We start from the raw sequence: 21,558 nt of genomic DNA, 5'->3' as shown, positions 1-21,558 counted from the left end.
GCGGAATGCACCGGGGCCTAGTCTGGGCAGATGAGACTCGGCAGGTCCCGCCGCACCTCCGGCACGCGCGCTGTCGAGCGCGCAGCGCAGGCCATCGACCCCCGGCCCACGCCGGTCCCCGACTCCGCCTTCGTGAGCGACGGGATGCGGATCGCGGGCGCCTGGGCGTGGCGGGTGCTCGTGGTGGTCGCGGCGCTCGCCGTGGTCGCCCTGCTCGTCATCGAGCTGAGACTCATCGTCATCCCCCTGCTGCTGGCGATCGTCATCGCGGCGCTGCTCGTCCCCTTCTCGAGCTTCCTCCAGCGTCACCGCTGGCCCAAATGGCTGGCTGTGGTCGTCTCGGAACTCGGGATCGTCCTCGTCATCGGCGGGCTGCTCTTCCTCGTCGTCACCCAGGTGTACGCCGGGTTCGACGACCTCAGCCGCCAGACGGTCCAGTCCTACGCCGACCTCAAGGCGTGGCTCCTGGAGTCGCCGCTGCACCTCACCGAGAACGACATCAACCAGTACGCGCAGCAGGCGCTGACGGCGCTCCAGCAGGACTCGGGGGTGCTCGTCAGCGGGGCGCTGAGCGTCGGATCCACCGTCGGGCACGTGCTCACCGGCGTGCTGCTCACGCTCTTCTCGACCCTGTTCATCCTGATCGACGGCCCGAACATCTGGCGCTGGGTGGTTCGTTTGTTCCCGCGTCGCGCACGCGCATCGGTCGACGGCGCCGGGCGCGCGGGCTGGGTCACCCTCACCAACTTCGTGAAGGTGCAGATCCTCGTCGCGTTCGTCGACGCAGTGGGCATCGGCCTGGGCTCCTTCTTCCTCGGAGTGCCGCTCGCGATCCCGATCGGGGTGCTGGTCTTCCTCGGATCGTTCGTCCCCGTGATCGGAGCGGTCGTCACCGGAGCTCTCGCCGTCTTCATCGCGCTCGTCTACAACGGGCCGCTGATCGCCCTGATCCTGCTGATCGTCGTGCTCGGGGTGCAGCAGCTCGAAGGCCACATCCTGCAACCGCTGATCATGGGCTCGGCGGTCAAGGTGCACCCGCTCGCGGTCGTCCTGGCGGTCGCCGGCGGATCGATCCTCGCGGGCATCGCGGGGGCCTTCTTCGCGGTGCCGTTCGTCGCGACCCTCAACGTGATGGTCAAGTACGTCGCGAGCGGATCCTGGCGCTCGTCTGCCCGAACCCCCGAGAAAGGTGCCGCAGAGTATGCAGACTAGCCGGGTCGTCGGACCCTCGCTCCGCGAGTTCGAGGCGGCCCGCGCCGTCATCGCGCCGGTCATCGCCTCGACGCCGATGGAGACGAGCAACTTCCTCGCGCAGGTCCTCGGTGCGCCGGTGTTCCTCAAGTGCGAGAACCTGCAGCGCACCGGCTCCTACAAGATCCGCGGGGCGGTGTACCTGCTCTCGCGGCTCACTCCGGAGGAGCGGGCGCGCGGAGTCGTCGCCGCCTCCGCCGGCAACCACGCCCAGGGTGTGGCGTTCGCGGCCAGGGAGCTCGGCATCGAGGCCACGATCTTCATGCCGATCGGTGTCGCGCTGCCCAAGCTCTCGGCGACCCGCGAGTACGGCGCCGACGTCGTGCTGAGCGGCCACATCTTCAACGAGGCGCTCGCGGCGGCGGCGGAGTTCGCGGAGCGTACCGGCGCCGTGTTCGTGCCTCCGTACGACCACCCCGACGTCATCACCGGCCAGGGCACGATCGGGCTCGAGATCCTCGAGGAGGCGCCGGGCGTCGAGACGATCGTCGTGCCGATCGGGGGCGGCGGCCTCATCGCCGGTGTGGCCTCGGCGGCGAAGCAGAAGGCCGCCCAGGAGGGGCGCACGCTCCGGGTGGTCGGCGTGCAGGCGGCGAACGCGGCACCGTATCCGCTGTCGCTCGCGAGCGGAGAGCCGACGGCGATCACGATCAGCCCGACGATCGCCGACGGCATCGCGGTCGCCAAGCCGGGTCAGCTCAACTTCGCGATGATCCGCGACATCGTCGACGAGGTCGTCACGGTCGAGGACGACGACATCGCCCGGGCGCTGCTGGTGCTCCTCGAGCGGGCGAAGCTCGTGGTCGAACCCGCCGGCGCCGTCGGCATCGCGGCGATCCTCACGGGGAAGATCCGCGATACGGGACCGACGGCCGTCATCCTCTCGGGTGGCAACATCGATCCGTTGATGATGGAGCGGGTGATCAGCAGGGGGCTCGCCGCGTCCGAGCGCTACCTCAAGATGAGCATCGGCCTGCCCGACCGGCCGGGTCAGCTCGCTCGCATCGCCGAGCTCATCTCGGAGGCGAACGCCAACGTGGTCGAGGTCCTGCACACCCGCCACGGCCGCGGGTTGCAGATCAGCGAGGTCGAGATCGAGATCAGCGTCGAGACCCGCGGTCCGGAGCACGCCGACCGCGTCCTCGAGGTACTGACAGACGCCGGCTACCACCCGCGCGTGTCGACCGCTTGATCGTGCGGTTCTCGGTGTCGCGCCCGTCGACGACGCCGTGATGGTCGTGGGTGATCGGTTCTCCGCAAGGCGGAGGAGGAAGCGATACCGGTGGTATCGCGCCCGACGACAACGCCGCGGCGATGGTCGTGGGTGATCGGTTCTCCGCAAGGCGGAGGAGGAAGCGATACCGGTGGTGTCGCGCCCGACGACAACGCCGCGGCGATGGTCGTGGGTGATCGGTTCTCCGCAAGGCGGAGGAGGAAGCGATACCGGTGGTGTCGCGCCCGACGACAACGCCGCGGAGGGCCGATCACCGTATGATCAGTGGCCGTTCCAGGTCTCGACGTTCGCGACGCGGACCTCGATCTCGCGGCCGTTCGGAGCGGTGAAGCGGGTGCTGTCGCCCACCTTCAGGCCCATGATCGCCGAGCCGAGCGGGCTCTGCGGGCTGTAGACGTCGAGGTCGCTCTCGCCCGCCATCTCGCGGTTGCCGAGGAGGAAGCGGGACTCGTCGCCCGCGATCTCGGCGGTGATGATCGTGCCGGCCTCGACGACTCCGTGGCTCTCGGGCGGCGTGCCGATCTCGGCCTCGCGCAGCAGCGCGGTCAGCTGGCGGATGCGCGCCTCGATCTTGCCCTGCTCGTCCTTCGCGGCGTGGTAGCCGCCGTTCTCCTTCAGATCGCCCTCCTCGCGAGCGACCTCGATGCGCTTGGCGATCTCTTCGCGTCCGGCGGTGGACAGCTCGGTGAGCTCCGCCTGGAGGCGGTCGTACGACTCCTGGGTCATCCAGGTGACCTGTGACTGGTCGGCCATGGTGGGCTCCTCCTCTGAGGGCCGCGCTCGCGGCGTGCGACAGAGCCGAGCGGAGGGATCCGCGTCCGGCGATCGCGACGGCCGGCGTCCGGCGGCGGTGGAAACGACGAGGCCCCGACGAGTCCGTCAGGGCCTCGGGCAACCCTACGGGAGCCAGCAGGAGGAGATCAAACCTGTGTTCGCGAGCTCGGTGGTCCGCACGGTCTCGGTGAAGGAGCGGAAGCGCTCGGTCGACGCGGGGTACTCGACCACCAGCCAGCCGACGACGGCGGACTGCTCGTTGAGGGCCTGCACGGCGCAGGCCACGTCCCTCCCGACCGGCGCGGTGAGGTCGAACGAAACCTGGACTGTGCGGTCGTCGACGACCTGGTGCGCAGTGTCCTGCGCATCGACGCCCCCGCGGGCGCCGTCGAGCCCGGCCCAGACGACCCAGGCGGTGAACACGGCGAGGAAGGCGAGCGCGACACCGCCGAAGAGCCAGCGGTTGCCGCGGCGGGAGCGGCGCGTGCGCCCGTAGCGAGTCGCGAGCGGACCGACCGAGCGGACCTCGTCCGGCTCGAGCTCGGCGTCTGCGCTGCTGTCGACGCTCTCGGACGTGCGGGCGGCCACGGAACTCCCTGGGTGATACGTCTACTCTTGGTCGGGTGGCGTCCGTCTCTTCCGGAGCAGCGCGCCGACCCCATTAAACCCCGAGGAATCGAGCGATCGTGTCCCAGACCGTCGAGGTCTCCGTCGATTCGGAGGCGCGGGAGACGCCGCGCCTCCTCGCCGTGCACGCCCATCCCGACGACGAGTCGAGCAAGGGCGCAGCGACCCTCGCCGCCTACGCCGAGCGCGGCGCCGAGGTCATGGTCGTCTCCTGCACCGGAGGCGAGGCCGGATCGGTGCTGAACGAGGGCCTCGAGGCCCGCGCGCACGCCGAGCGCGACATCGGGGGCCTGCGCCGTCACGAGATGGCGGCCGCGCGCGAGGCCCTCGGCGTGGAGCACACCTGGCTGGGCTTCGTCGACTCCGGGATGCCCGAGGACCGCGCGGTCGACGCCTCCTCCTTCGCAGGCCTGCCGCTCACCACCGCTGCCGCGCCGCTGGTGCGGCTGGTGCGCCGGTTCCGACCGCACGTGATCATCGGCTATGACGAGAACGGCGGCTACCCGCACCCCGACCACATCCGCGCGCACCAGGTGGCCGTGGAGGCCTTCCGCGCCGCAGGGCTCGCAGGGGAGTACAGCGGTCTCGGCGCGCCGTGGAGCGTGTCGAAGCTCTACTACGACCGCGTGTTCAGCGGTCAGAAGCTCCGGGCGATCGCCGAGCACCTCCGCATGCGTGATCCGGAGGACCCCCGGCTCGCGGTCTTCGAGGAGATGAAGCGCTGGAACGAGGACGCCCCCTTCCTCGCGACGACACGCATCGTCATCTCGGGCTTTCACGACCGCCGCGATGCGGCGCTGCTCGCGCACGCCAGCCAGGTCGCCCCCGACAACGCGTTCTTCTTCCTCCCGCACGAGGCGATCGACGCCGCCTGGCCGACCGACGACTTCCAGCTCATCGAGAGCCGGGTGGAGGCGCCGACTCCCGAGACCGACCTCTTCGCAGGCCTCGACCTCGCGGAGCTGGCTCCCGGGCCGACGGCGGTCGTGCCGCCGATCGCCCCCGACCTGGAGCCGACCGGCCGGACCCCGGTCGCGGCGGAACCCGAGGGATCCGGAGTCGTCGTCACCGACCCGGACGACGCTCCGGCCGCCCACGAGAGCGGGGTCCGAGCGTGATCGCCACCGCCCTCGGGAGCGCCCAGAACCTGCTCGTCCTCGCCGCCTCCACTCCGATGCCGACGCCCGGGCCCGACTTTAACGAGGACACGGTCACCCCCGGGCTCTTCGGCTTCATCACGATGCTCGTGATCGCCGTCGCGGCCGTGCTGCTCGCGGTCGACATGGTCCGGCGGGTGCGGCGTACGACCTACACCGCGCAGGTGACCGAGCGGCTCGACGCCGAGGAGGCCGAGCGCGCCGAGCGCTCCACCGACCGCTGACCTCAGCCCGCGTTGTAGACGGGGTCGAGGCAGACGATCAGCGCCGCCGTCCAGTGGCAGAGGAACGCCACAGCGGTCAGCGCGTGGAAGATCTCGTGGAAGCCGAAGACTCCCGGCACCGGGTTTGGCTTCTTGACGCCGTAGATGATCGCGCCCGCGGTGTAGCAGAGCCCGCCGACGAGTACGAGCACCATCATCGCCGCGCTCGCCTCGAACAGCGGGCCGAGGTACATGACAGCGGCCCAGCCGAGCAGCAGATACAGCGGCACGTACAGCCAGCGCGGCGCCGAGATCCAGAACACGCGGAAGCCGATCCCGAGCAGCGCCCCCGACCAGACCAGGACGAGCAGCAGTGAGCCCTGCGCGGGCGGCAGCGCCAGGACGGCGAGCGGCGTGTAGGTGCCCGCGATCAGCAGGAAGATGTTGGCGTGGTCGATCCGCTTGAGGATCACCTTCGTCCGCGGTGCCCAGTCGAAGCGGTGGTAGAGCGCGGAGGTGCCGAAGAGCAGCAGGGACGTGGTCGTGAAGACCGCGGCCGCCCACGTCGCCGGAGCGCCCTCGGCGACGATGACGAGCACCACCCCGACGATGACCGCGAGGGGGAACAGGCCCGCGTGGATCCAGCCGCGCCACGTCGGCCGGGTCTCTGTGGCCGGGTCGTTCTCGATCGCGTCCTCGACCAGGGGGAGGCCGGGCAGGTCGGGGCCGGTCGCATCGTCCCGTGCTACCGCGACGTCCGCGGCACGTGACTGGCGCGCGGAGGGCTCGGGAGGGGGAGGCGTCGGCCGCTGACTCATGCGAGACAGACTACGACGCGGTGCCGGGGGCGACACTGGACCCCGATGCGCTGGGTCGACCGCTCCGCGTCGACTACCGTGTCACTGTGCCGAAGCCGAGACTGCCCGCAGGGAGAGACCTCCTCTACGGCGTCTACAAGAAGCGTCTGCGCTCGAGCCTTCCCCCCGACTCCCTGCCGAACCACGTCGCGATGATCATCGACGGCAATCGGCGCTGGGCTCGGCAGCGCGCTCTCGAGACCGCTGCGCACGGACACCGGGCCGGCGCCGCGAAGGTGCACGAGTTCCTCCAGTGGTGCGACGAACTCGGAGTGCGGCACGTCACCCTCTACCTGCTCTCGCAGGACAACCTCGTCGGGCGGGACAGCAGCGAGCTGACCGAGCTGATCGCGATCATCGCCGACCTGGCGGAGGAGGTGTCGCAGCAGCCCGATTGGCGGGTGCAGCACGTCGGCTCCGACGAGGGGCTGCCCGCAGCGCTGGTCGCCGCTCTGGACAGTGCGGAGGAGCGCACCGCCTCCCACACCGGCCTGCACGTGAACCTCGCCGTCGGCTACGGCGGTCGTCACGAGATCGCCCAGGCCGTGCGCAGCATCCTCGACGAGCACGGCAAACGCGGCTCCTCGATCGAGGACGTCGCTGGTCTGCTCACTCCCGAGCTCATCGGCGAGCACCTCTACACGAGCGGCCAGCCGGACCCGGATCTCGTGATCCGCACCTCGGGCGAGCAGCGGCTCTCGGACTTCATGCTCTGGCAGAGCGCGCACAGCGAGTTCTACTTCATGGAGGCCCTGGGGCCCGACATCCGCGAGGTCGACTTCCTCCGCGCCCTGCGCGATTACGCCGGCCGCCACCGCCGCTTCGGCAGCTGATCTCGCGTCCCGCGCCGCGCCCGACAGGGAGGCCGACATGAGCCCGTCCGAGGTGACTCCTCCCGCCGACTCCGGATCCGCGACGGACGCGTTCCTCGCGACCTTCCGCGAGGAGACCGGCTACCTCGACTTCGGACGTGTGGGCCCGGTCTCGAGCACCGTCGAGGCCGAGCAGGCCGCCGTCACCGGGATGCTCGCGCGCGCCAGGAGCGGCAGCCTCGACGAGCTGTTCCGTCAGGACGAGCGGATGCGGGAGGCCGTGGCCGCGCTGGTGCGCGTCCCCGCCGATCACGTGGTGTTCCAACCGAACACGTCGACGGGACTCCTGCACACGCTCTTCGGAGCGTCCGGGGACGTTCTGCTCTCAGCCGCCGAATTCCCGAGCCTCCCGTTCGCCGCCGTCCGCGCCGGCCAGGCGCTGGGTGCGGTCCAGCCGCGCTGGCTCCGCACCCAGCAGGGCCGGGTGACGCCGGAGGCCGTCCGGGAGCAGCTGAGCGACGAGGTGACGGCCGTCGCGGTCAGCCTGGTCGACTCCCGTACCGGCTACCTCGCCGACGTCGAGGCGATCCGCGACGTGATCGGCGACCGCCTCCTGATCCTTGACGCGATCCAGGGGTTCGGCGTCGTGGATGCTCCCTACGAGTTCGCCGACGTGGTCGTCTCCGGCGGCCAGAAGTGGCTGCGCGCCGGATGGGGCACGGGGTTCCTCGCGCTGAGCGAGCGCGCCCTGGCGCGGTTGTCGCCCGTGCTCTCGGGCTGGACCGGCTCGCAGGAGGCGGAGCCCTGGGACGCCGTCGCGCCTCCGCGTCACGACGCCCGTGCCTTCAGCGTCAGCAACCCGGACCCGATCGCTCAGGCTCGTCTCGCAGCGGCGCTCGAGGACGTCGCCTCGGTGGGTGTGCCGACGATCGCGGCCCTCGTCGCCGAGCGGGTCAGCGCGATCGTCGATCTCGCCGACGAGTTCGGCCTCGCAGTCGCCGGCTCCCGCGACGATCACGAGCGCGCCGGCATCGTGGTCCTCGAGCCCGAACCGGAGGAGCTGGCCCCGCTGGTCGCGTCCCTCACCGCGCACGGCGTGACCGCGAGGCTGCGGCCGAGCACGGTGCGCTTCAGCGCGCACGCGGGCACGACCGACGAGACGCTCGCCCTGCTCCGCGCCGCCCTGATCTCGGCGGCCACCAGCATCGAGTACTAGCCGAAATCCGCGCGTTCACGCGTTGGTTACACATTCGTAGCGACGAGAAGCACACGGATGTCATTCGCCGGGTTAGGTTCGAGTCATCAGGTACAGCGCCTGGTCGAGACGGCCCCCGACGTACGGCTCGATATCGCGCAGACACCGAAGGGACACTGCGCGGTGCACAGGATGCACCGAAGAGGCCGGCTCGAGGACATGAGCCGGGGGCCTCGGCCCCCGGAGTGTGGAGAGTCGTCGTGACAGTTCCCCAGGGCATGGATCCGCAGACCGGCACGCAGAGCGGTGTCCACCGCCGCGTGCAGCACGGGTCGGCCGACTCCACCGATCAGCTGCACCGGACCTACGTCCTCGACACTTCGGTGCTGCTGTCGGACCCCTCCTCGATGTTCCGCTTCGCCGAGCACGCGGTCGTGCTGCCGATCGTGGTGATCAGCGAGCTCGAGGGCAAGCGCAACGATCCCGAGATCGGGTATTTCGCGCGGCAGGCCCTGCGCCACCTCGACGAGCTGCGTGTGCAGCACGAGCGACTCGATCTCCCGATCTCGGTCGGTCGGGGAGGCACGCTCCGGGTCGAGCTGAATCACTCGAACATGTCGGTCCTGCCCAGCGGGCTCCAGTTGGGCGACAACGACGCCCGCATCCTCGCCGTCGCGCTCAACCTGCAGAGCGAAGGCTCGGCGGTCACGATCGTGTCGAAGGACATGCCGATGCGCGTGAAGGCCGCGTCGATCGGGCTGGCCGCCGAGGAGTACCTCGCCGAGCTCGCCCCGGAGTCGGGCTGGACCGGCATGGACGATGTCACGCTCCCGGGCGACGCGATGAGCGAGCTCTACGACCGCGAGCGGCTCTTCACCGACGTCGTCGCCGACATCCCCGTGAACACGGGGCTGGTCGTCCACTCCGACCGCGGATCCGCACTCGCTCGGGTCACCGGTAAGCGGCAGATCACGCTGGTGCGCGGTGACCGGGACGTCTTCGGGCTGCACGGGCGTTCGGCGGAGCAGCGTCTCGCGATCGACCTGTTGCTCGACCAGGAGGTGGGCATCGTCTCGCTCGGCGGGCGCGCCGGCACTGGCAAGTCGGCGCTCGCACTCTGCGCGGGGCTGGAGGCGGTGCTCGAGAAGCGTCAGCACAAGAAGATCATGGTGTTCCGCCCGCTCTACGCGGTCGGTGGGCAGGACCTCGGTTTCCTGCCCGGCGACGCCGCCGAGAAGATGAACCCGTGGGCCCAGGCGGTCTTCGACACGCTCGGCGCCCTGGTCTCGCAGAACGTGCTCGACGAGGTGATCGAGCGCGGGATGCTCGAGGTGCTGCCGCTCACTCACATCCGCGGTCGGTCGCTGCACGACGCCTTCGTGATCGTCGACGAGGCCCAGTCGCTCGAGCGCAACGTGCTGCTGACGGTGCTCTCGCGTGTCGGCCAGAACTCTCGGGTGGTGCTGACCCACGACGTGGCTCAGCGCGACAACCTGCGGGTCGGCCGGCACGACGGAGTCGCCTCCGTGATCGAGACGCTCAAGGGGCACCCGCTGTTCGCGCACGTCACACTGACGCGCTCGGAGCGCTCGGCGATCGCGGCGCTCGTCACCGAGATGCTGGAGTCGAACGAGCTGGCCTAATTCCGGCCGACTCCGGCTCGTCAGAACGCGTCCGGCTCCCGGGATCCGCCGATCTCGGCGAGCCGGGCGCGTTTCCTTGGGCCGGAGACGGTCCAGTGATCCGGACTCCCGGGGCAGGCGTAGCGTGGGCGGGGTGAGCATCCTCGATGACGCGCTCCTCGAGCGCTTCCGCACCCGCGCCGCCGACTACGACGAGCACAACGCCTTCTGCAGCGAGGACCTCGAGGAGCTGCGAGCGATCGGCTACCTCGCCCTCTTCGTCCCCGCGCACCTCGGCGGCGCCGGCCTCGGTCTGGAGGCGGTCGCGGCGGAGCAGACGCGGCTCGCGACCGCCGCCCCCGCGACCGCGCTCGCCGTCACCATGCACCTCGTCTGGACGGGGATCGCGCGCGCCCTCCTCGAGCGGGGCGACGACTCCCTCCGGCACGTCCTGACCGACGCGGTGGCGGGTCACGTCTTCGCGTTCGGCAACAGCGAGGCCGGTAACGACCTCGTGCTCTCGGACTCGCTGACGAGGGCCGAACCGCTGCCCGACGGCGGCTACCGCTTCACCGGCACGAAGGTGTTCACCTCCCTCGCCCCGGCCTGGACCCGTCTGGGTGTGTTCGGCCGCGATGACAGTTCCGCTCAGCCCCAGCTCGTGCACGGCTTCATCGACCGCGAGAGCCCGGAGTCACCGGTGCCCGGGCTCGAGGTCCGTGACGACTGGGACACGCTCGGCATGCGGGCGACGCAGAGCCGGTCGACGGTGCTCGACGGCGTCGTGGTCCCCGCCGAGCGGATGGTCCGCTCGCTGCCGGTGGGTCCCAGCGCGGACCCCTTCGTCTTCGCGGTCTTCGCGAACTTCGAGCTGCTCATCTCCGCCGTCTACCTCGGGATCGCGCAGCGGGCGCTGGAGCTCGCTGCGGCCGCCGCCCGCCACCGCACGTCGCTCCGCGCAGGCGGGCGCTCGATCGCCGAGGATCCGGAGGTCCGGCGTCGCCTCGCGGAGGCGGCGATCCTGCTCGACGGCCTCGATGCTCCGCTGCTTTCGGCGGCGGCCGACGTCGATGCGCTGGCCGACCGCGGCCAGCGGTGGTTCCCCTCCCTCGCGGGCGTGAAGATCCGCACGACGGAGGCGGCGCTGCGCATCGTCGAGAGCGCCGTGCGGGTCGCAGGCGGCTCGGCCTACGCCCGCCGCTCCGAACTCGCCCGGCTCTACCGCGACGTGCTCGCCGGCCTGTTCCACCCCTCCGACGATGCCTCGGCGCACGCCGCTTTCGCTGCCCTCCTGCTCGGACCGGTTCCGCCGCGCGACTGATCGACGTGCGTGAGCGGGCGCCAGACGCGTTCCGGCAGAGGCTCGTACCCGGTTCGGGACCGGCCCGGACCGTTCGCGGCCCGCCCGGACCGTTCGCGGCCGGCCCGGACCGTTCACAGCAGGCGCTGTGGAGAACCGTGACGGGGACGCGCTCGCGCGCTCTAATGTCGGCGGATGTCGAATCCCTCTGTTGCGGATCGGGCAGCGCTGGTGCTGGGTGCCGCGGCCCTGCTGGTGGTCGCGGCTCATCGCGGAGTGCCGGGGCTGCTGCCCGTGGCGCTCCTGACGGTGCCGCTGGTGCTGGTGGATGTCCGCGAGCGACGCCTCCCGAACGTGCTCACGCTGCCGCTGCTCGTTCTCACCGCTGTGCCGGTCCTGAGCGCGGGCGCGTTGGCGGCCGTGCTCGGGACCGGCGTCGCGCTCTGGATGCTGCACGGGTCGGGCGGGCTCGGTCTCGGTGATGTGAAGCTGGGAGCGGCGCTCGCGCCTCCGCTCGCGCAGCTCGGGGCCGATCGGGTCGTCCTCGCGCCCGCGCTCGCCTTCGTCCTGGCCGGCGTCTGGGTGCTCGTCCTGCGCCTGCGCGCTGAGCGGATGCCGTTCGGCCCCTTCCAGCTCGCCGCGTTCTGGTTGGTGGTCGCCGGATGAAGGACGGCCCGCTCCCGGCGGACGACCCGGTGAGCGGGGTGTCTCGCGGAGGAACGGGCCGTCCGATGCGGTGCGGCTCAGCCGGGGTGCGTCATCGACATGACGTCGAGAGCGGTGTCGAGCTGATCTTCGGTGACCTCGCCGCGCTCGACGAAGCCGAGGTCGACGACCGATTCGCGCACCGTGATGCCCTTGGCGACCGAGTTCTTCGCGACCCTGGCGGCAGCCTCGTAGCCGATCACCTTGTTCAGCGGGGTCACGATCGACGGCGAGGACTCGGCCAGTGCTCGCGCGTGCTCGACGTCGGCCTCGAGCCCGTCGATCGCCTTGTCGGCCAGCAGAACGGCCGAGTTCGCGAGCAGTCGGATCGACTCGAGCAGCGCCGTCCCCATCACCGGGATCGCGACGTTGAGCTCGAAGGCGCCGGAAGCGCCGGCCCAGGCGATGGTGGCGTCGTTGCCGATCACGCGGGCGCAGACCATCAGGACCGCCTCCGGGATCACCGGGTTGACCTTGCCGGGCATGATCGACGAGCCCGGCTGCAGGTCGGGGATGCGAAGCTCGCCGAGGCCCGTATTGGGTCCGGAGCCCATCCAGCGCAGGTCGTTGTTGATCTTGGTGAGGCTCACGGCGATGACGCGGAGCGCTCCGGATGCCTCGACCAGCGAGTCGCGGGCGCCCTGTGCCTCGAAGTGGTTCCGCGCCTCGGTGACGGGAAGGCCCGTCTCCTCCGCGAGGCGCGCGATGACCTTCTGCGGGAAGCCGGCGGGGGTGTTGATTCCGGTGCCGACCGCGGTGCCGCCCAGGGGGACCTCGGCGACGCGGGGGAGCGCCGACTGCACGCGCTCGATGCCCAGACGGATCTGCGCCGCGTAGCCGCCGAACTCCTGACCGAGGGTGACGGGTGTGGCGTCCATCAGGTGGGTGCGCCCGGCCTTGACCACCTCGGCCCACTGCTCCGCTTTGACCTCGAGCGACTCGGCGAGCTGCTCGAGGGAGGGGATCAGCGCCTCGATCAGTGCACCCGTCACGGCCACGTGGACGGAGGTGGGGAAGACGTCGTTCGAGGACTGTGAGGCGTTGACGTGGTCGTTCGGGTGCACGGTGCGACCGAGCGCCGTCGTGGCGAGCGAGCCGAGCACCTCGTTCATGTTCATGTTCGAGGACGTCCCGGACCCGGTCTGGTACACGTCGATCGGGAAATGGGCCTCGTAGCCCCCGCCGACCACGAGATCGGCCGCATCGGCGATCGCGCCGGCGATCTCCTGGTCGAGGACGCCCAGCTCCGCGTTCGCAAGGGCTGCGGCCTTCTTGATCCGGGCGAGGGCGGCGATCTGCGCCGGCTCGAGCCCGGCTCCCGAGATCGGGAAGTTCTCGACGGCCCGCTGCGTCTGCGCCGCGTACAGCGCGTCGCGCGGCACGCGCACCTCGCCCATCGTGTCGTGCTCGATCCGGAAGTCGCCGGAGTCGTCGGTCGGGGAGTGATCCACCACGCTGTGTTCGTCCTTGTCTGATCGGTTGCTGCTGTGCTGTCCGGAGCCGCTCATGCGGCATCCGACCCCGAGACCGCAGGGGTCGCGGGGAGGACCGAGCCGGAGCCGCGCTCCAGCTCGGAGACGTAGGGGCTGAGCTCCGGCGGGTCGATCCCGAGCACGAGGTCCGACACCACGGTCCCGTCCGAGAGTCGGTAGTTGGCGCCGACGAGGGCGAGCGAGCCGGACGCGACGGCGTCGGCGATCAGGGGGGAGCGCTGTAGCAGCTCGGCGACCGTGTCGCGCAGGTGCTCACGGCCGACCGCCAGAGCATCGGTGGCCGAGGGGTCGACGAGCACCCGCCCGTCCGGCTGCGGGCCGACGTGGCGCCGGACGGCCGGGATGATCGGCTCGATCAGGTGCTCGATGTGCGGGGGGAGGCGCTCGGCACCGGGCGCCTGCGACTGGATCGCCGCGCGGACCGCTCCGCACTCGTCGTGGCCGAGGACCAGCAGGACCTTCACGCCGAGCACCGCGACGCCGTACTCGAGCGATCCGATGATCGAATCGGCGATCACCTGGCCGGCGTTGCGCACGACGAAGAGGTCGCCCAGACCGAGGTCGAAGATGATCTCGGCCGCGAGCCGGGAGTCGCTGCAGCCGAAGAGCGCGGCGAGTGGTGCCTGAGCTGCGGCGAGCTCGGCGCGCCGTTCGACGTCCTGGCGCGGATGACGCGGCTCCCCGGCCACGAAGCGCTGGTTGCCACGCAGCATCTCCTTCCACACCCAGGCGGGCGGGCGGGACTCGCGCGGGACGTCGGTGCTCGAATCGAGGCTCATCGGGACTCCTCCAGGCCGATCTGCGGGGTGATGGCGGCCACGACCTGGCGGATCTCGTCCGTCGGGGCCGTGCCGTAGACGAGGTAGGTGCTGGACCCCTCCGTCGTCTCGAGTGCGTAGGGGGTGTTGCCGGTGTCCGCGCCGGAGTCGCGGTGGTCGAAGACGGTCCACGCGCGGCCGTCGATCCGCTCGACGCCCGTCGCCGCCCGACGGTCGAGCTGCGAGGCCACCCAGTCCTCGTCGGCGTCGAGTCCCTGACTCAGACCGATGTAGCCGGCCTTCGGGGTCAGCAGGCCGACGTACCAGTAGTCGATTCCGCCCTCGCGGCGCAACTCGGCGGCGTTCGCCTTCCAGCCCTCGGGCAGGGTCGGCACGGCCAGGGTCTGCGTCTGGCCGAGCTGGACCTGGGCGGCGACGCGCGGCACGTCGACCGACGCCAGATCGACCGTGTCGCCCCGAGGCACCAGCAGCACGATGAGGGCGACGGCGCCGACTGTGGCCAGGAGCGAGAACACGAGGTTGTTGACCGTCTTGCGCTGGCGGTAGAGGCGGGAGTTCTCGGCCTTCCGGGCAGCCGTCTCCTCGGCCGTCTCGGGTCGGCCGAGCTCGGCGACGACCCGCGGGGGTGTGCCGCGGCTCATCCGGCGCTCGCCCCGGGGGAGCGGGCCGCGTCGAGCCGGGCGCGGGCGCCGATCAGCCACTCCTCGCAGCGCGCAGCGAGCGCCTCGCCGCGCTCCCACAGGGCGAGCGAGCGCTCGAGGGTCGAGCTGCCCTGCTCGAGCTCGGCTACCACGCGCATGAGCTCGTCGCGGGCCTGCTCGTACGAGAATCCCGAGACGTCGGAGTCGCTCACCGGAGCGTCGGGGGAGTCGGTGCGGGCGTCGGCCATGAGGGTGATCCTATCGAGCGGGGCTGAGGGCGGAGTGGGTCGCGGCGTGCTCAGGAGCGGCCGGCCGGGTCGGCTGCGCGGCCCTCGGAGCGGGCACCGACGGCTCCCGCCGCCAGGGTGAGGACGAGCGCATCGCCGGAGGGCGCGTCTCCTGGAGCGCGGACGACGTGCCCGGCCGAGTTCTGCACGATCGCGTACCCGCGGTCGAGCGTGTGCTGGGGGGAGAGCGCGCGCAACTGACCGTGCAGGCGTTCGACCTCGAGATGGGCGCGCTCGATACGCCGCTCGACGAGCTCCGCCCCGCGGGCGACCCAGCGGGTCAGCTCCTCGGAGTGGCGATCGACCAGCACGCGCGGCTGCGCCAGCACCGGACGCGAGCGCAGCTGCGAGAGCCGGTCGATCTCGTGCGAGACGAGTCCGCTCACGCGGGAGGTCATCCGCAGCCGCGCCTGCTGCACGCGCAGAAGTTCGTCGGACACGTCGGGGACCACGCGCTTCGCCGCGTCGGTGGGCGTGGACGCGCGCAGATCGGCGACCTCGTCGAGCAGCGGACGGTCGGCCTCATGACCGATGGCACTGACGACGGGCGTCGAGCAGGCCGCGACGGCGCGCACGAGGGACTCATCGCTGAAGCCGAGCAGGTTCTGGAAGTCGCCGCCTCCGCGCGCGATCACGATGACGTCGATGCTCGCGTCGGCGTCGAGCGCCCGCAGAGCCGAGAGGACCTCCGGCACCGTGCGCTCGCCCTGGACCGCGGCGTGCACGATGCGGAAGCGCACGGCGGGCCAGCGCAGCTGAGCGTTGCGCAGGACGTCCTTCTCGGCGTCCGAGTCCTTGCCTGTGATGAGGCCCACACCGTGCGGGAGGAACGGCAGCGGCTTCTTGCGGGACGGCTCGAACAGCCCCTCCGAGGCGAGCTGCCGGCGCAGCCGCTCGAGCTTCTCGAGCAGATCGCCCAGTCCCACGTGGCGCATCTCGAACACCTGCATCGAGAGCGTGCCGCCCTTGAGCCAGTAGTTGGGCTTCACCAGGGCGATCACGCGGTCGCCCTGCGCCAGATCGGCCGGAAGCCGGCTGCGCACCGACGACCAGACGGTGAAGCCGACGGTCGCGTCGCCCGAGAGGTCCTTCAGCTTGCCGTAGACGTTGCCGCCCGATACCCCCCACTGGGTGATCTCGCCCTCGACCCAGGCGGTGCCGAGCCGCTCGATCCATCCCTTGATCTTGCTCGCGAGCAGGCCGACCGGCCACGGAGAGTCGGCGGTGGGTGGGGCGTCGGTCATCGCTGCCTCTGCTCGAAGGGACGGGGAGCGGGAGGGCCTTCCCGCGCCGACCACGGTACGGGATGCCTCCGACACGGGAACGGCTCCGGCACAGGATGCAGCACGTAGGATCGGGGGGTGAGTCACGTGTCGATCAGCCTGCCCATGCCGCGCATGCCCCGCGCCTCGGGGCGTCTGCGCGACGTCCCCGTCGACGGCACCAAACGCGTCCTCCTCGCCGCCCCGCGCGGATACTGCGCCGGAGTCGACCGCGCGGTCGTCGCCGTCGAGAAGGCGATCGAGCACTACGGTGCCCCCGTCTACGTCCGCAAGCAGATCGTCCACAACGTGCACGTCGTCTCGACGCTCGAGAGCCAGGGTGCGATCTTCGTCGACGAAGTCGACGAGGTGCCGGAGGGCTCGCACGTCGTCTTCAGCGCCCACGGTGTCTCGCCGGCGGTCGTTCAGGGCGCGGCCGCTCGCAACCTCCAGGCGATCGATGCGACCTGCCCGCTCGTGACCAAGGTGCACCGCGAGGCCGTGCGCTTCGCGCGCGACGACTTCGAGATCCTCCTCATCGGCCACGAGGGCCACGAGGAGGTCGAGGGCACCGCGGGTGAGGCGCCCGATCACGTCACCCTCGTCAACAGCCCCGACGACGTGCCGAACATCGTGGTCAAGGACCCGGACAAGGTCGTCTGGCTCTCGCAGACCACGCTCTCGGTCGACGAGACAATGGAGACGGTTCGCCGCCTCCGCGAGCGCTTCCCCAACCTGCAGGACCCGCCGAGCGACGACATCTGCTACGCCACGCAGAACCGCCAGGTCGCGATCAAGAAGGTCGCCGCCGGTGCCGAGCTGGTCATCGTGGTGGGCTCCGCGAACTCGTCCAACTCGGTGCGCCTCGTCGAGGTCGCACTGGAGTACGGCGCGAAGGCGGCCTACCGGGTGGACTACGCGAGCGAGATCAAGCAGGAGTGGCTCGACGGGATCCGTACTGTCGGCGTCACCAGTGGTGCCTCGGTTCCCGAGGTGCTCGTGCAGGAGGTTCTGGACGACCTCGCCGCCGCCGGCTACGGCGACGTGGAGGAGGTCAAGACCGCCGAGGAGGACCTGATGTTCTCGCTCCCCAAGGAGCTGCGCAAGGACGTCGCTGGCAAGCGCGATGCGCGCGGGGTCGGCGGGCGGATCAGCGCCGGCGCCTAGAGCGTCAGCCCCGGTTTACGCACGAGGCCGCCCTCCCTCGGGAGTGGCGGCCTCTTCCGTCAGCGGGGATTTAGACGTCCGTGGCCGCGCCACTCTGCGACGACGACAGGCGCGTGACGTAGTCCGCGAAGGTCGGATCGCCCAGGATGGCGATCGCCGCGACGATCAGCGAGAGCAGCACCGTCGCCACGATGCCGAAGATCGGCACGAGCACCGCGCGCTTGCCCGCGCGCAGGCGCCGGATCGAGATCCACACCGCGAAGGCGACGATCAGCGACTGCGCGAGCGCCACGACGATGCCGAGGATCCGCGCGAGCTCGGGTGACGCGTAGGTCCCGATGCCCTGGGTGCGATAGAGCTCCTGCAGCGTCGTCGCGAAGCTCGACGGATCGAGCAGCGTCGGCACGGCGAAGAAGACGCCGAGCGCGAGCAGCACGATCGTGAGCAAGCGGTCGACCGGATGCGCGACCACCGGCTCGGCAGGCGCGGTCGCGGGACGCGGATCGCTCTCGGAGCCGCGCGGATCGGGGACGACCACCGCGTCCTCCGGCGGCCGCCACGACCAGCCGGGCGGGGCGTACTCGCCGTACTGCGGCTCCGGACGCCCGGCGCCCGGCTGATCGTGTGCGTTCGTCACGGAGCGGTGCCCTACTTCCCGGAGTTCCCGGCCGAGCCGAGCTGGCGGGTCGCCTCGGCGACGCGCGCGGCCATCGCGGTCTCGGCGATCTTGCCCCAGGCGCGCGGGTCGTAAATCTTCTTGTTGCCGACCTCGCCGTCGACCTTGAGGAAGCCGTCGTAGTTCTTGAGCACGGTGTCGGCGATGGAACGGCTGAAGGCGTACTGCGTGTCGGTGTCGATGTTCATCTTCACCACTCCGTTGCGCACCGCCTCGGCGATCTCCTCGTCCGTCGAACCGGAGCCGCCGTGGAAGACAAGGTCGAGCGGAAGCGCATCGGTGCCGTACTTCTTCTGCAGGCCGTCCTGGATCTCGCGGAGCAACTCGGGACGCAGGCGCACGTTGCCCGGCTTGTAGACCCCGTGCACGTTGCCGAAGGTGAGGGCCGCCATGTAGCGCCCCTGCTCGCCGAAGCCGAGGGCCTCGACGGTCGCGATCGCGTCGTCGAGCGTGGTGTAGAGGTGCTCGTTGATGTCGTGCGAGACACCGTCCTCCTCGCCGCCCACGACGCCGATCTCGACCTCGAGGATGGCGTTGATGTTCTTCACGCGGGGGAGGATCTCCTTCGCGATGGCGAGGTTCTCGTCGAGCGGCACCGCGGAGCCGTCCCACATGTGCGACTGGAACAGCGGCTCGCGGCCGGCCTTGACCTCCTCCTCGGAGGCGGTGATCAGCGGGTACACGAAGCCCTCGAGCGCATTCTGCGGGCAGTGGTCGGTGTGCAGCGCGACGGTGACCGGGTAGTTCTTGGCGACCTCGGTGGCGAACTTCGCGAAGGCGATCGCGCCGGCCGCGCGGTTCTTCACGGTGTGACCGGCGAAGTAGTCGGCGCCTCCGGTCGTGACCTGGATGATGCCGTCCGAGCCCGCCTCCGTGAGGCCCTGCAGAACGGCGTTGACGGTCTGCGACGACGAGACGTTGAACGCCGGGTAGGCGAATCCGCCCGCCTTCGCCTTATCGAGCATCTCTGCGTACTGGTCCGGGGTAGCGACGGGCATGGCATCTCCTTTGACGGATGAACGGGAGGGGTCGGGCGGGGCCCGCGTCGCCGTCGAGTCTAGCGAGGCGGGCTGCGCCCTCTCCCCGGGCCCTCGGGCGCGCTGGGCTAGGCTTCGAAGGGGATGGGGATCCGCTCCGCGGGTCCTGCGACGACGTGCACGAACTCGACGACGAAGGACTCCGCTCAGTGACCGACAATGCTCCAGTGATCGACAACGACTCGCTCTACCTCCACCCCGACCGCAACCTTGGCATGGAGCTCGTCCGCGCCACCGAGGCCGCTGCGATCCGCGCCGTGCCGTTCATCGGCAAGGGCGACAAGAACGCCGCCGACGGAGCAGCCGTCGACGCGATGCGCACCTTCCTCGGCACCGTGAACTTCGACGGGGTCGTCGTGATCGGCGAGGGCGAGAAGGACAACGCGCCCATGCTCTTCAACGGCGAGCACGTCGGCAACGGCTCCGGCCCGGCCGCGGACATCGCGGTCGACCCCATCGACGGCACCTCGCTCACCGCCGCCGGACGGCAGAACGCGCTCTCGATGATCGCCGTCGCCGACCGCGGCGCGATGTTCGACCCCTCCGCCGTGTTCTACATGGAGAAGATCGTCACGGGCCCCGAGGGCGTCGGCATCATCGACATCGAGCGCCCGATCGGCGAGAACATCCGCGCCCTGGCCCGCGCCAAGCGCAAGCCCGTCGAGGAGATGCGGATCGCGGTCCTCGACCGGCCGCGCCACGCTCAGCTGATCGAGGACATCCGCGCGGCCGGCGCCGGCACCCGGCTCCTGCTCGACGGCGACGTCGCGGGCGGGATCAACGCCGCCCGGCACGACTCGCGCCTGGACATGTGCGTCGGCACCGGAGGGACGCCGGAGGGGATCATCACGGCGTGCGCCATCCGCGCGCTCGGCGGAGTGATCCAGGGGATCCTCCGCCCGAAGGACGACGACGAGCGCCAGCGCGCGATCGACGCCGGCCACGACCTCGACCGCGTCCTGCACGCCAACGACCTCGTCCGCAGCGACAACACCTACTTCGTCGCCACCGGAGTCACGAACGGCGGCCTCGTCAAGGGTGTGCGCAAGGAGGGGCACGTCATCACGACGGAGTCGATCGTCCTCCGCTCGCGCTCGGGCACCATCCGCCGCGTCACCGCTCAGCACCTCGCCGAGAAGTGGGTCTGAGTCCCGCCAGGACTCCGCCCGACGACCAGCAGGACATCGGCGACCGGACGCCGCCGCGCCCTGGCCGGTCGGGCCTCCGGCTCAGGCCGAGCGCTCGCCCTCATCGGTGTCGGCGGTGAGCAGCTCGACGGCCGTGAGGCGGCGCGGCGACGAGGAGACGCCTCCGACGGGTGCGATGACCCGGGACTCGTCGATCGAGTCGAACTGGCGCGCCGTGACGAGCACGCGGCTCTCGAGCGAGCCGGCGAACGCGTTGTAGGAGTCGACCGTCTTCTCGAGTGAGCGGCGCAGCCCCTCGGCGTGATCGGCCAGTGTGCCCAGACGTGCGTAGAGGGTCCTGCCGAGGTCGAGCAGTCGCTTCGCATCGTCCGTCAGGACGTCCTGCTGCCAGGTGTAGGCGACGGTCTTGAGCACTGACCACAGGGTCACGGGGGAGGCGAGGGCCACGCGCTTGCGGAACGCGTACTCGAGCAGGCTCGGATCGGCGTCGAGGGCGCTCGCGAGGAGCGGCTCGCTCGGGATGAACGCGATGACGAACTCGGGGCTGGCGGGCAGCCCCGTCCAGTAGGAGCGGGCGGCGAGCGCGTCGACGTGTCCGCGGAGCGCGCGGACGTGTGCGCGCAGGAGGCCTGCGCGACGCGCCTCCTCGTCACCGCTCGCGCCGGCGGGGATCGCGCTCGCCTCGAGGTAGGCGTCGAAGGGGACCTTCGCGTCGACCGCGATCGCCTTGCCGCCCGGGAGGCGGACGACCATGTCTGCGCGCCCCCGGCCGGCCTCGCCCTCGAGGCCGAACTGCACATCGAAGTCGACCCGCTGGGTCAGCCCCGCCGCTTCGACGACGTTGCGCAGCTGCGTCTCTCCCCAGGCGCCGCGGCTCGTGTTCGAGCGCAGTGCCGAGGCGAGGGTCTCGGTGGTGGAGCGCAGCTGCTCGCCGGCGGCCCGCTGGCCCTCGAGCTGTTCGGTGATGGCGCCGAACTGCGCGGCGCGCTCGCGTTCGAGCCGGCCCACCGCCTCCTGCATGCCGCGCAGGCTCTCGGCGACCGGGGACAGGGTCTGCAGGATGCGCGCGTCGTGCCGCTCGCGCTCGGCCACGACGCGCAGCTGCTCCTGCAACTCGCGGATCTGGTCGCGCGCGGAGCCGAGGTGCTCGCGGTGCTGTTCGACGACCGCCTCGTGGCGCGCCTCGAGCCCGTCGGCGCGGGCCTGCGCCGTCGCGAGCTCGAGGGCGAGAGCGGCATCGGGGGTGCGCGAGCGGGCGAGGAGCGCGGCGACGGCTCCGGCCAGGAGCGCGCCGATCACGAGGCCGAGGATGAAGCTGAGTTCCATGCCGC

At 71.0% G+C, this 21,558-nt stretch carries 22 protein-coding genes; 11 read left to right on the top strand and 11 right to left on the bottom strand.

Annotation, left to right across the window (positions count from 1 at the left end):
- The first annotated feature begins 30 nt into the window (after positions 1 to 30).
- Complete coding sequence (locus GSU10_RS10065) at positions 31 to 1,212, top strand: AI-2E family transporter (protein WP_068207236.1); 1,182 nt, start codon at positions 31 to 33, stop codon at positions 1,210 to 1,212.
- A complete protein-coding gene (gene ilvA, locus GSU10_RS10060; protein WP_068207233.1) occupies positions 1,202 to 2,443 on the top strand; it encodes a threonine ammonia-lyase in 1,242 nt (413 codons plus the stop codon). Before GSU10_RS10065 ends, ilvA begins: the two co-directional genes overlap by 11 nt.
- A gap of 303 nt (positions 2,444 to 2,746) precedes the next feature.
- On the opposite strand, the gene greA is transcribed toward ilvA, so the two are convergent.
- Both greA and GSU10_RS10050 read right to left on the bottom strand, forming a co-directional pair.
- Positions 2,747 to 3,238, bottom strand: coding sequence for a transcription elongation factor GreA (gene greA / locus GSU10_RS10055; RefSeq protein ID WP_068207230.1), 492 nt, complete (start codon positions 3,236 to 3,238; stop codon positions 2,747 to 2,749).
- 144 nt (positions 3,239 to 3,382) lie between these two features.
- Positions 3,383 to 3,847 carry a DUF4307 domain-containing protein gene (locus GSU10_RS10050; protein ID WP_082844901.1) on the bottom strand — a complete coding sequence of 155 codons (465 nt, stop codon included), beginning with the start codon at positions 3,845 to 3,847 and terminating at the stop codon, positions 3,383 to 3,385.
- Between the two features lie 98 nt (positions 3,848 to 3,945).
- Between GSU10_RS10050 and mca the strand changes: the two genes are divergently transcribed.
- Both mca and GSU10_RS10040 read left to right on the top strand, forming a co-directional pair.
- Positions 3,946 to 5,004, top strand: coding sequence for a mycothiol conjugate amidase Mca (gene mca / locus GSU10_RS10045; RefSeq protein ID WP_068207226.1), 1,059 nt, complete (start codon positions 3,946 to 3,948; stop codon positions 5,002 to 5,004).
- On the top strand, positions 5,001 to 5,267 hold the full coding sequence (locus GSU10_RS10040; RefSeq protein WP_068207223.1) for a hypothetical protein: 267 nt from the start codon (positions 5,001 to 5,003) through the stop codon (positions 5,265 to 5,267). Before mca ends, GSU10_RS10040 begins: the two co-directional genes overlap by 4 nt.
- Before the next feature lie 2 nt (positions 5,268 to 5,269).
- Here GSU10_RS10040 and trhA read toward each other — a convergent pair whose 3' ends face one another.
- The gene (gene trhA / locus GSU10_RS10035; RefSeq protein WP_082844900.1) at positions 5,270 to 6,064 is read right to left on the bottom strand and encodes a PAQR family membrane homeostasis protein TrhA; all 795 of its coding nucleotides are present in this window, start codon (positions 6,062 to 6,064) and stop codon (positions 5,270 to 5,272) included.
- 86 nt (positions 6,065 to 6,150) lie between these two features.
- Between trhA and GSU10_RS10030 the strand changes: the two genes are divergently transcribed.
- From GSU10_RS10030 to GSU10_RS10010, 5 genes are all read left to right on the top strand, one after another.
- Entirely contained in the window at positions 6,151 to 6,936 is a 786-nt protein-coding gene (locus GSU10_RS10030) for an isoprenyl transferase (RefSeq protein ID WP_132504059.1), read from the top strand.
- 37 nt (positions 6,937 to 6,973) lie between these two features.
- Positions 6,974 to 8,131, top strand: coding sequence for an aminotransferase class V-fold PLP-dependent enzyme (locus GSU10_RS10025; RefSeq protein ID WP_082844899.1), 1,158 nt, complete (start codon positions 6,974 to 6,976; stop codon positions 8,129 to 8,131).
- Positions 8,132 to 8,370: 239 nt separating this feature from the next.
- The gene (gene phoH2 / locus GSU10_RS10020; RefSeq protein ID WP_236713472.1) at positions 8,371 to 9,753 is read left to right on the top strand and encodes an RNA 5'-3' helicase PhoH2; all 1,383 of its coding nucleotides are present in this window, start codon (positions 8,371 to 8,373) and stop codon (positions 9,751 to 9,753) included.
- Between the two features lie 124 nt (positions 9,754 to 9,877).
- Positions 9,878 to 11,053, top strand: coding sequence for an acyl-CoA dehydrogenase family protein (locus tag GSU10_RS10015; RefSeq protein ID WP_132504061.1), 1,176 nt, complete (start codon positions 9,878 to 9,880; stop codon positions 11,051 to 11,053).
- A gap of 174 nt (positions 11,054 to 11,227) precedes the next feature.
- Positions 11,228 to 11,698, top strand: a complete 471-nt coding sequence (locus GSU10_RS10010; protein ID WP_132504063.1) for a prepilin peptidase — start codon at positions 11,228 to 11,230, stop codon at positions 11,696 to 11,698.
- 77 nt (positions 11,699 to 11,775) lie between these two features.
- Here the strand turns inward: GSU10_RS10010 and GSU10_RS10005 are convergent, their stop codons facing one another.
- The 5 genes from GSU10_RS10005 to xseA form a co-directional block, all read right to left on the bottom strand.
- The gene (locus GSU10_RS10005) at positions 11,776 to 13,134 is read right to left on the bottom strand and encodes a class II fumarate hydratase (RefSeq protein WP_068207298.1); all 1,359 of its coding nucleotides are present in this window, start codon (positions 13,132 to 13,134) and stop codon (positions 11,776 to 11,778) included.
- A 107-nt stretch (positions 13,135 to 13,241) separates the two neighbouring features.
- Positions 13,242 to 14,009 carry a carbonic anhydrase gene (locus tag GSU10_RS10000; protein WP_068207219.1) on the bottom strand — a complete coding sequence of 256 codons (768 nt, stop codon included), beginning with the start codon at positions 14,007 to 14,009 and terminating at the stop codon, positions 13,242 to 13,244.
- On the bottom strand, positions 14,006 to 14,650 hold the full coding sequence (locus tag GSU10_RS09995; RefSeq protein ID WP_068207215.1) for a DUF4245 domain-containing protein: 645 nt from the start codon (positions 14,648 to 14,650) through the stop codon (positions 14,006 to 14,008). The genes GSU10_RS10000 and GSU10_RS09995 overlap by 4 nt, the downstream gene beginning before the upstream one ends.
- Positions 14,647 to 14,898 (bottom strand): exodeoxyribonuclease VII small subunit, encoded by a 252-nt coding sequence (locus GSU10_RS09990; protein WP_132504065.1) that lies wholly within the window; start codon positions 14,896 to 14,898, stop codon positions 14,647 to 14,649. Before GSU10_RS09990 ends, GSU10_RS09995 begins: the two co-directional genes overlap by 4 nt.
- Before the next feature lie 50 nt (positions 14,899 to 14,948).
- Positions 14,949 to 16,181, bottom strand: a complete 1,233-nt coding sequence (xseA, locus tag GSU10_RS09985) for an exodeoxyribonuclease VII large subunit (RefSeq protein ID WP_132504067.1) — start codon at positions 16,179 to 16,181, stop codon at positions 14,949 to 14,951.
- Between the two features lie 144 nt (positions 16,182 to 16,325).
- Between xseA and GSU10_RS09980 the strand changes: the two genes are divergently transcribed.
- Positions 16,326 to 17,366, top strand: a complete 1,041-nt coding sequence (locus GSU10_RS09980; RefSeq protein ID WP_068207295.1) for a 4-hydroxy-3-methylbut-2-enyl diphosphate reductase — start codon at positions 16,326 to 16,328, stop codon at positions 17,364 to 17,366.
- A gap of 70 nt (positions 17,367 to 17,436) precedes the next feature.
- On the opposite strand, the gene GSU10_RS09975 is transcribed toward GSU10_RS09980, so the two are convergent.
- Together GSU10_RS09975 and fbaA are read right to left on the bottom strand one after the other, a co-directional pair.
- Complete coding sequence (locus tag GSU10_RS09975) at positions 17,437 to 18,003, bottom strand: DUF6264 family protein (protein ID WP_068207208.1); 567 nt, start codon at positions 18,001 to 18,003, stop codon at positions 17,437 to 17,439.
- Between the two features lie 11 nt (positions 18,004 to 18,014).
- Complete coding sequence (gene fbaA, locus GSU10_RS09970) at positions 18,015 to 19,040, bottom strand: class II fructose-bisphosphate aldolase (protein ID WP_068207206.1); 1,026 nt, start codon at positions 19,038 to 19,040, stop codon at positions 18,015 to 18,017.
- 254 nt (positions 19,041 to 19,294) lie between these two features.
- On the opposite strand from fbaA, the gene glpX reads away from it, so the two are divergent.
- A complete protein-coding gene (gene glpX / locus GSU10_RS09965; RefSeq protein ID WP_132504395.1) occupies positions 19,295 to 20,227 on the top strand; it encodes a class II fructose-bisphosphatase in 933 nt (310 codons plus the stop codon).
- Between the two features lie 81 nt (positions 20,228 to 20,308).
- Here the strand turns inward: glpX and GSU10_RS09960 are convergent, their stop codons facing one another.
- The gene (locus tag GSU10_RS09960; RefSeq protein WP_199220806.1) at positions 20,309 to 21,553 is read right to left on the bottom strand and encodes a DNA recombination protein RmuC; all 1,245 of its coding nucleotides are present in this window, start codon (positions 21,551 to 21,553) and stop codon (positions 20,309 to 20,311) included.
- Positions 21,554 to 21,558 lie beyond the last annotated feature (5 nt).

The organism is Rathayibacter tanaceti (assembly GCF_009834165.1).
GTDB classification, from domain to species: Bacteria; Actinomycetota; Actinomycetes; order Actinomycetales; family Microbacteriaceae; genus Rathayibacter; species Rathayibacter tanaceti.
Note: the sequence above shows the minus strand (reverse complement) of the source record. Positions and strands in the feature narration are given on the sequence as shown.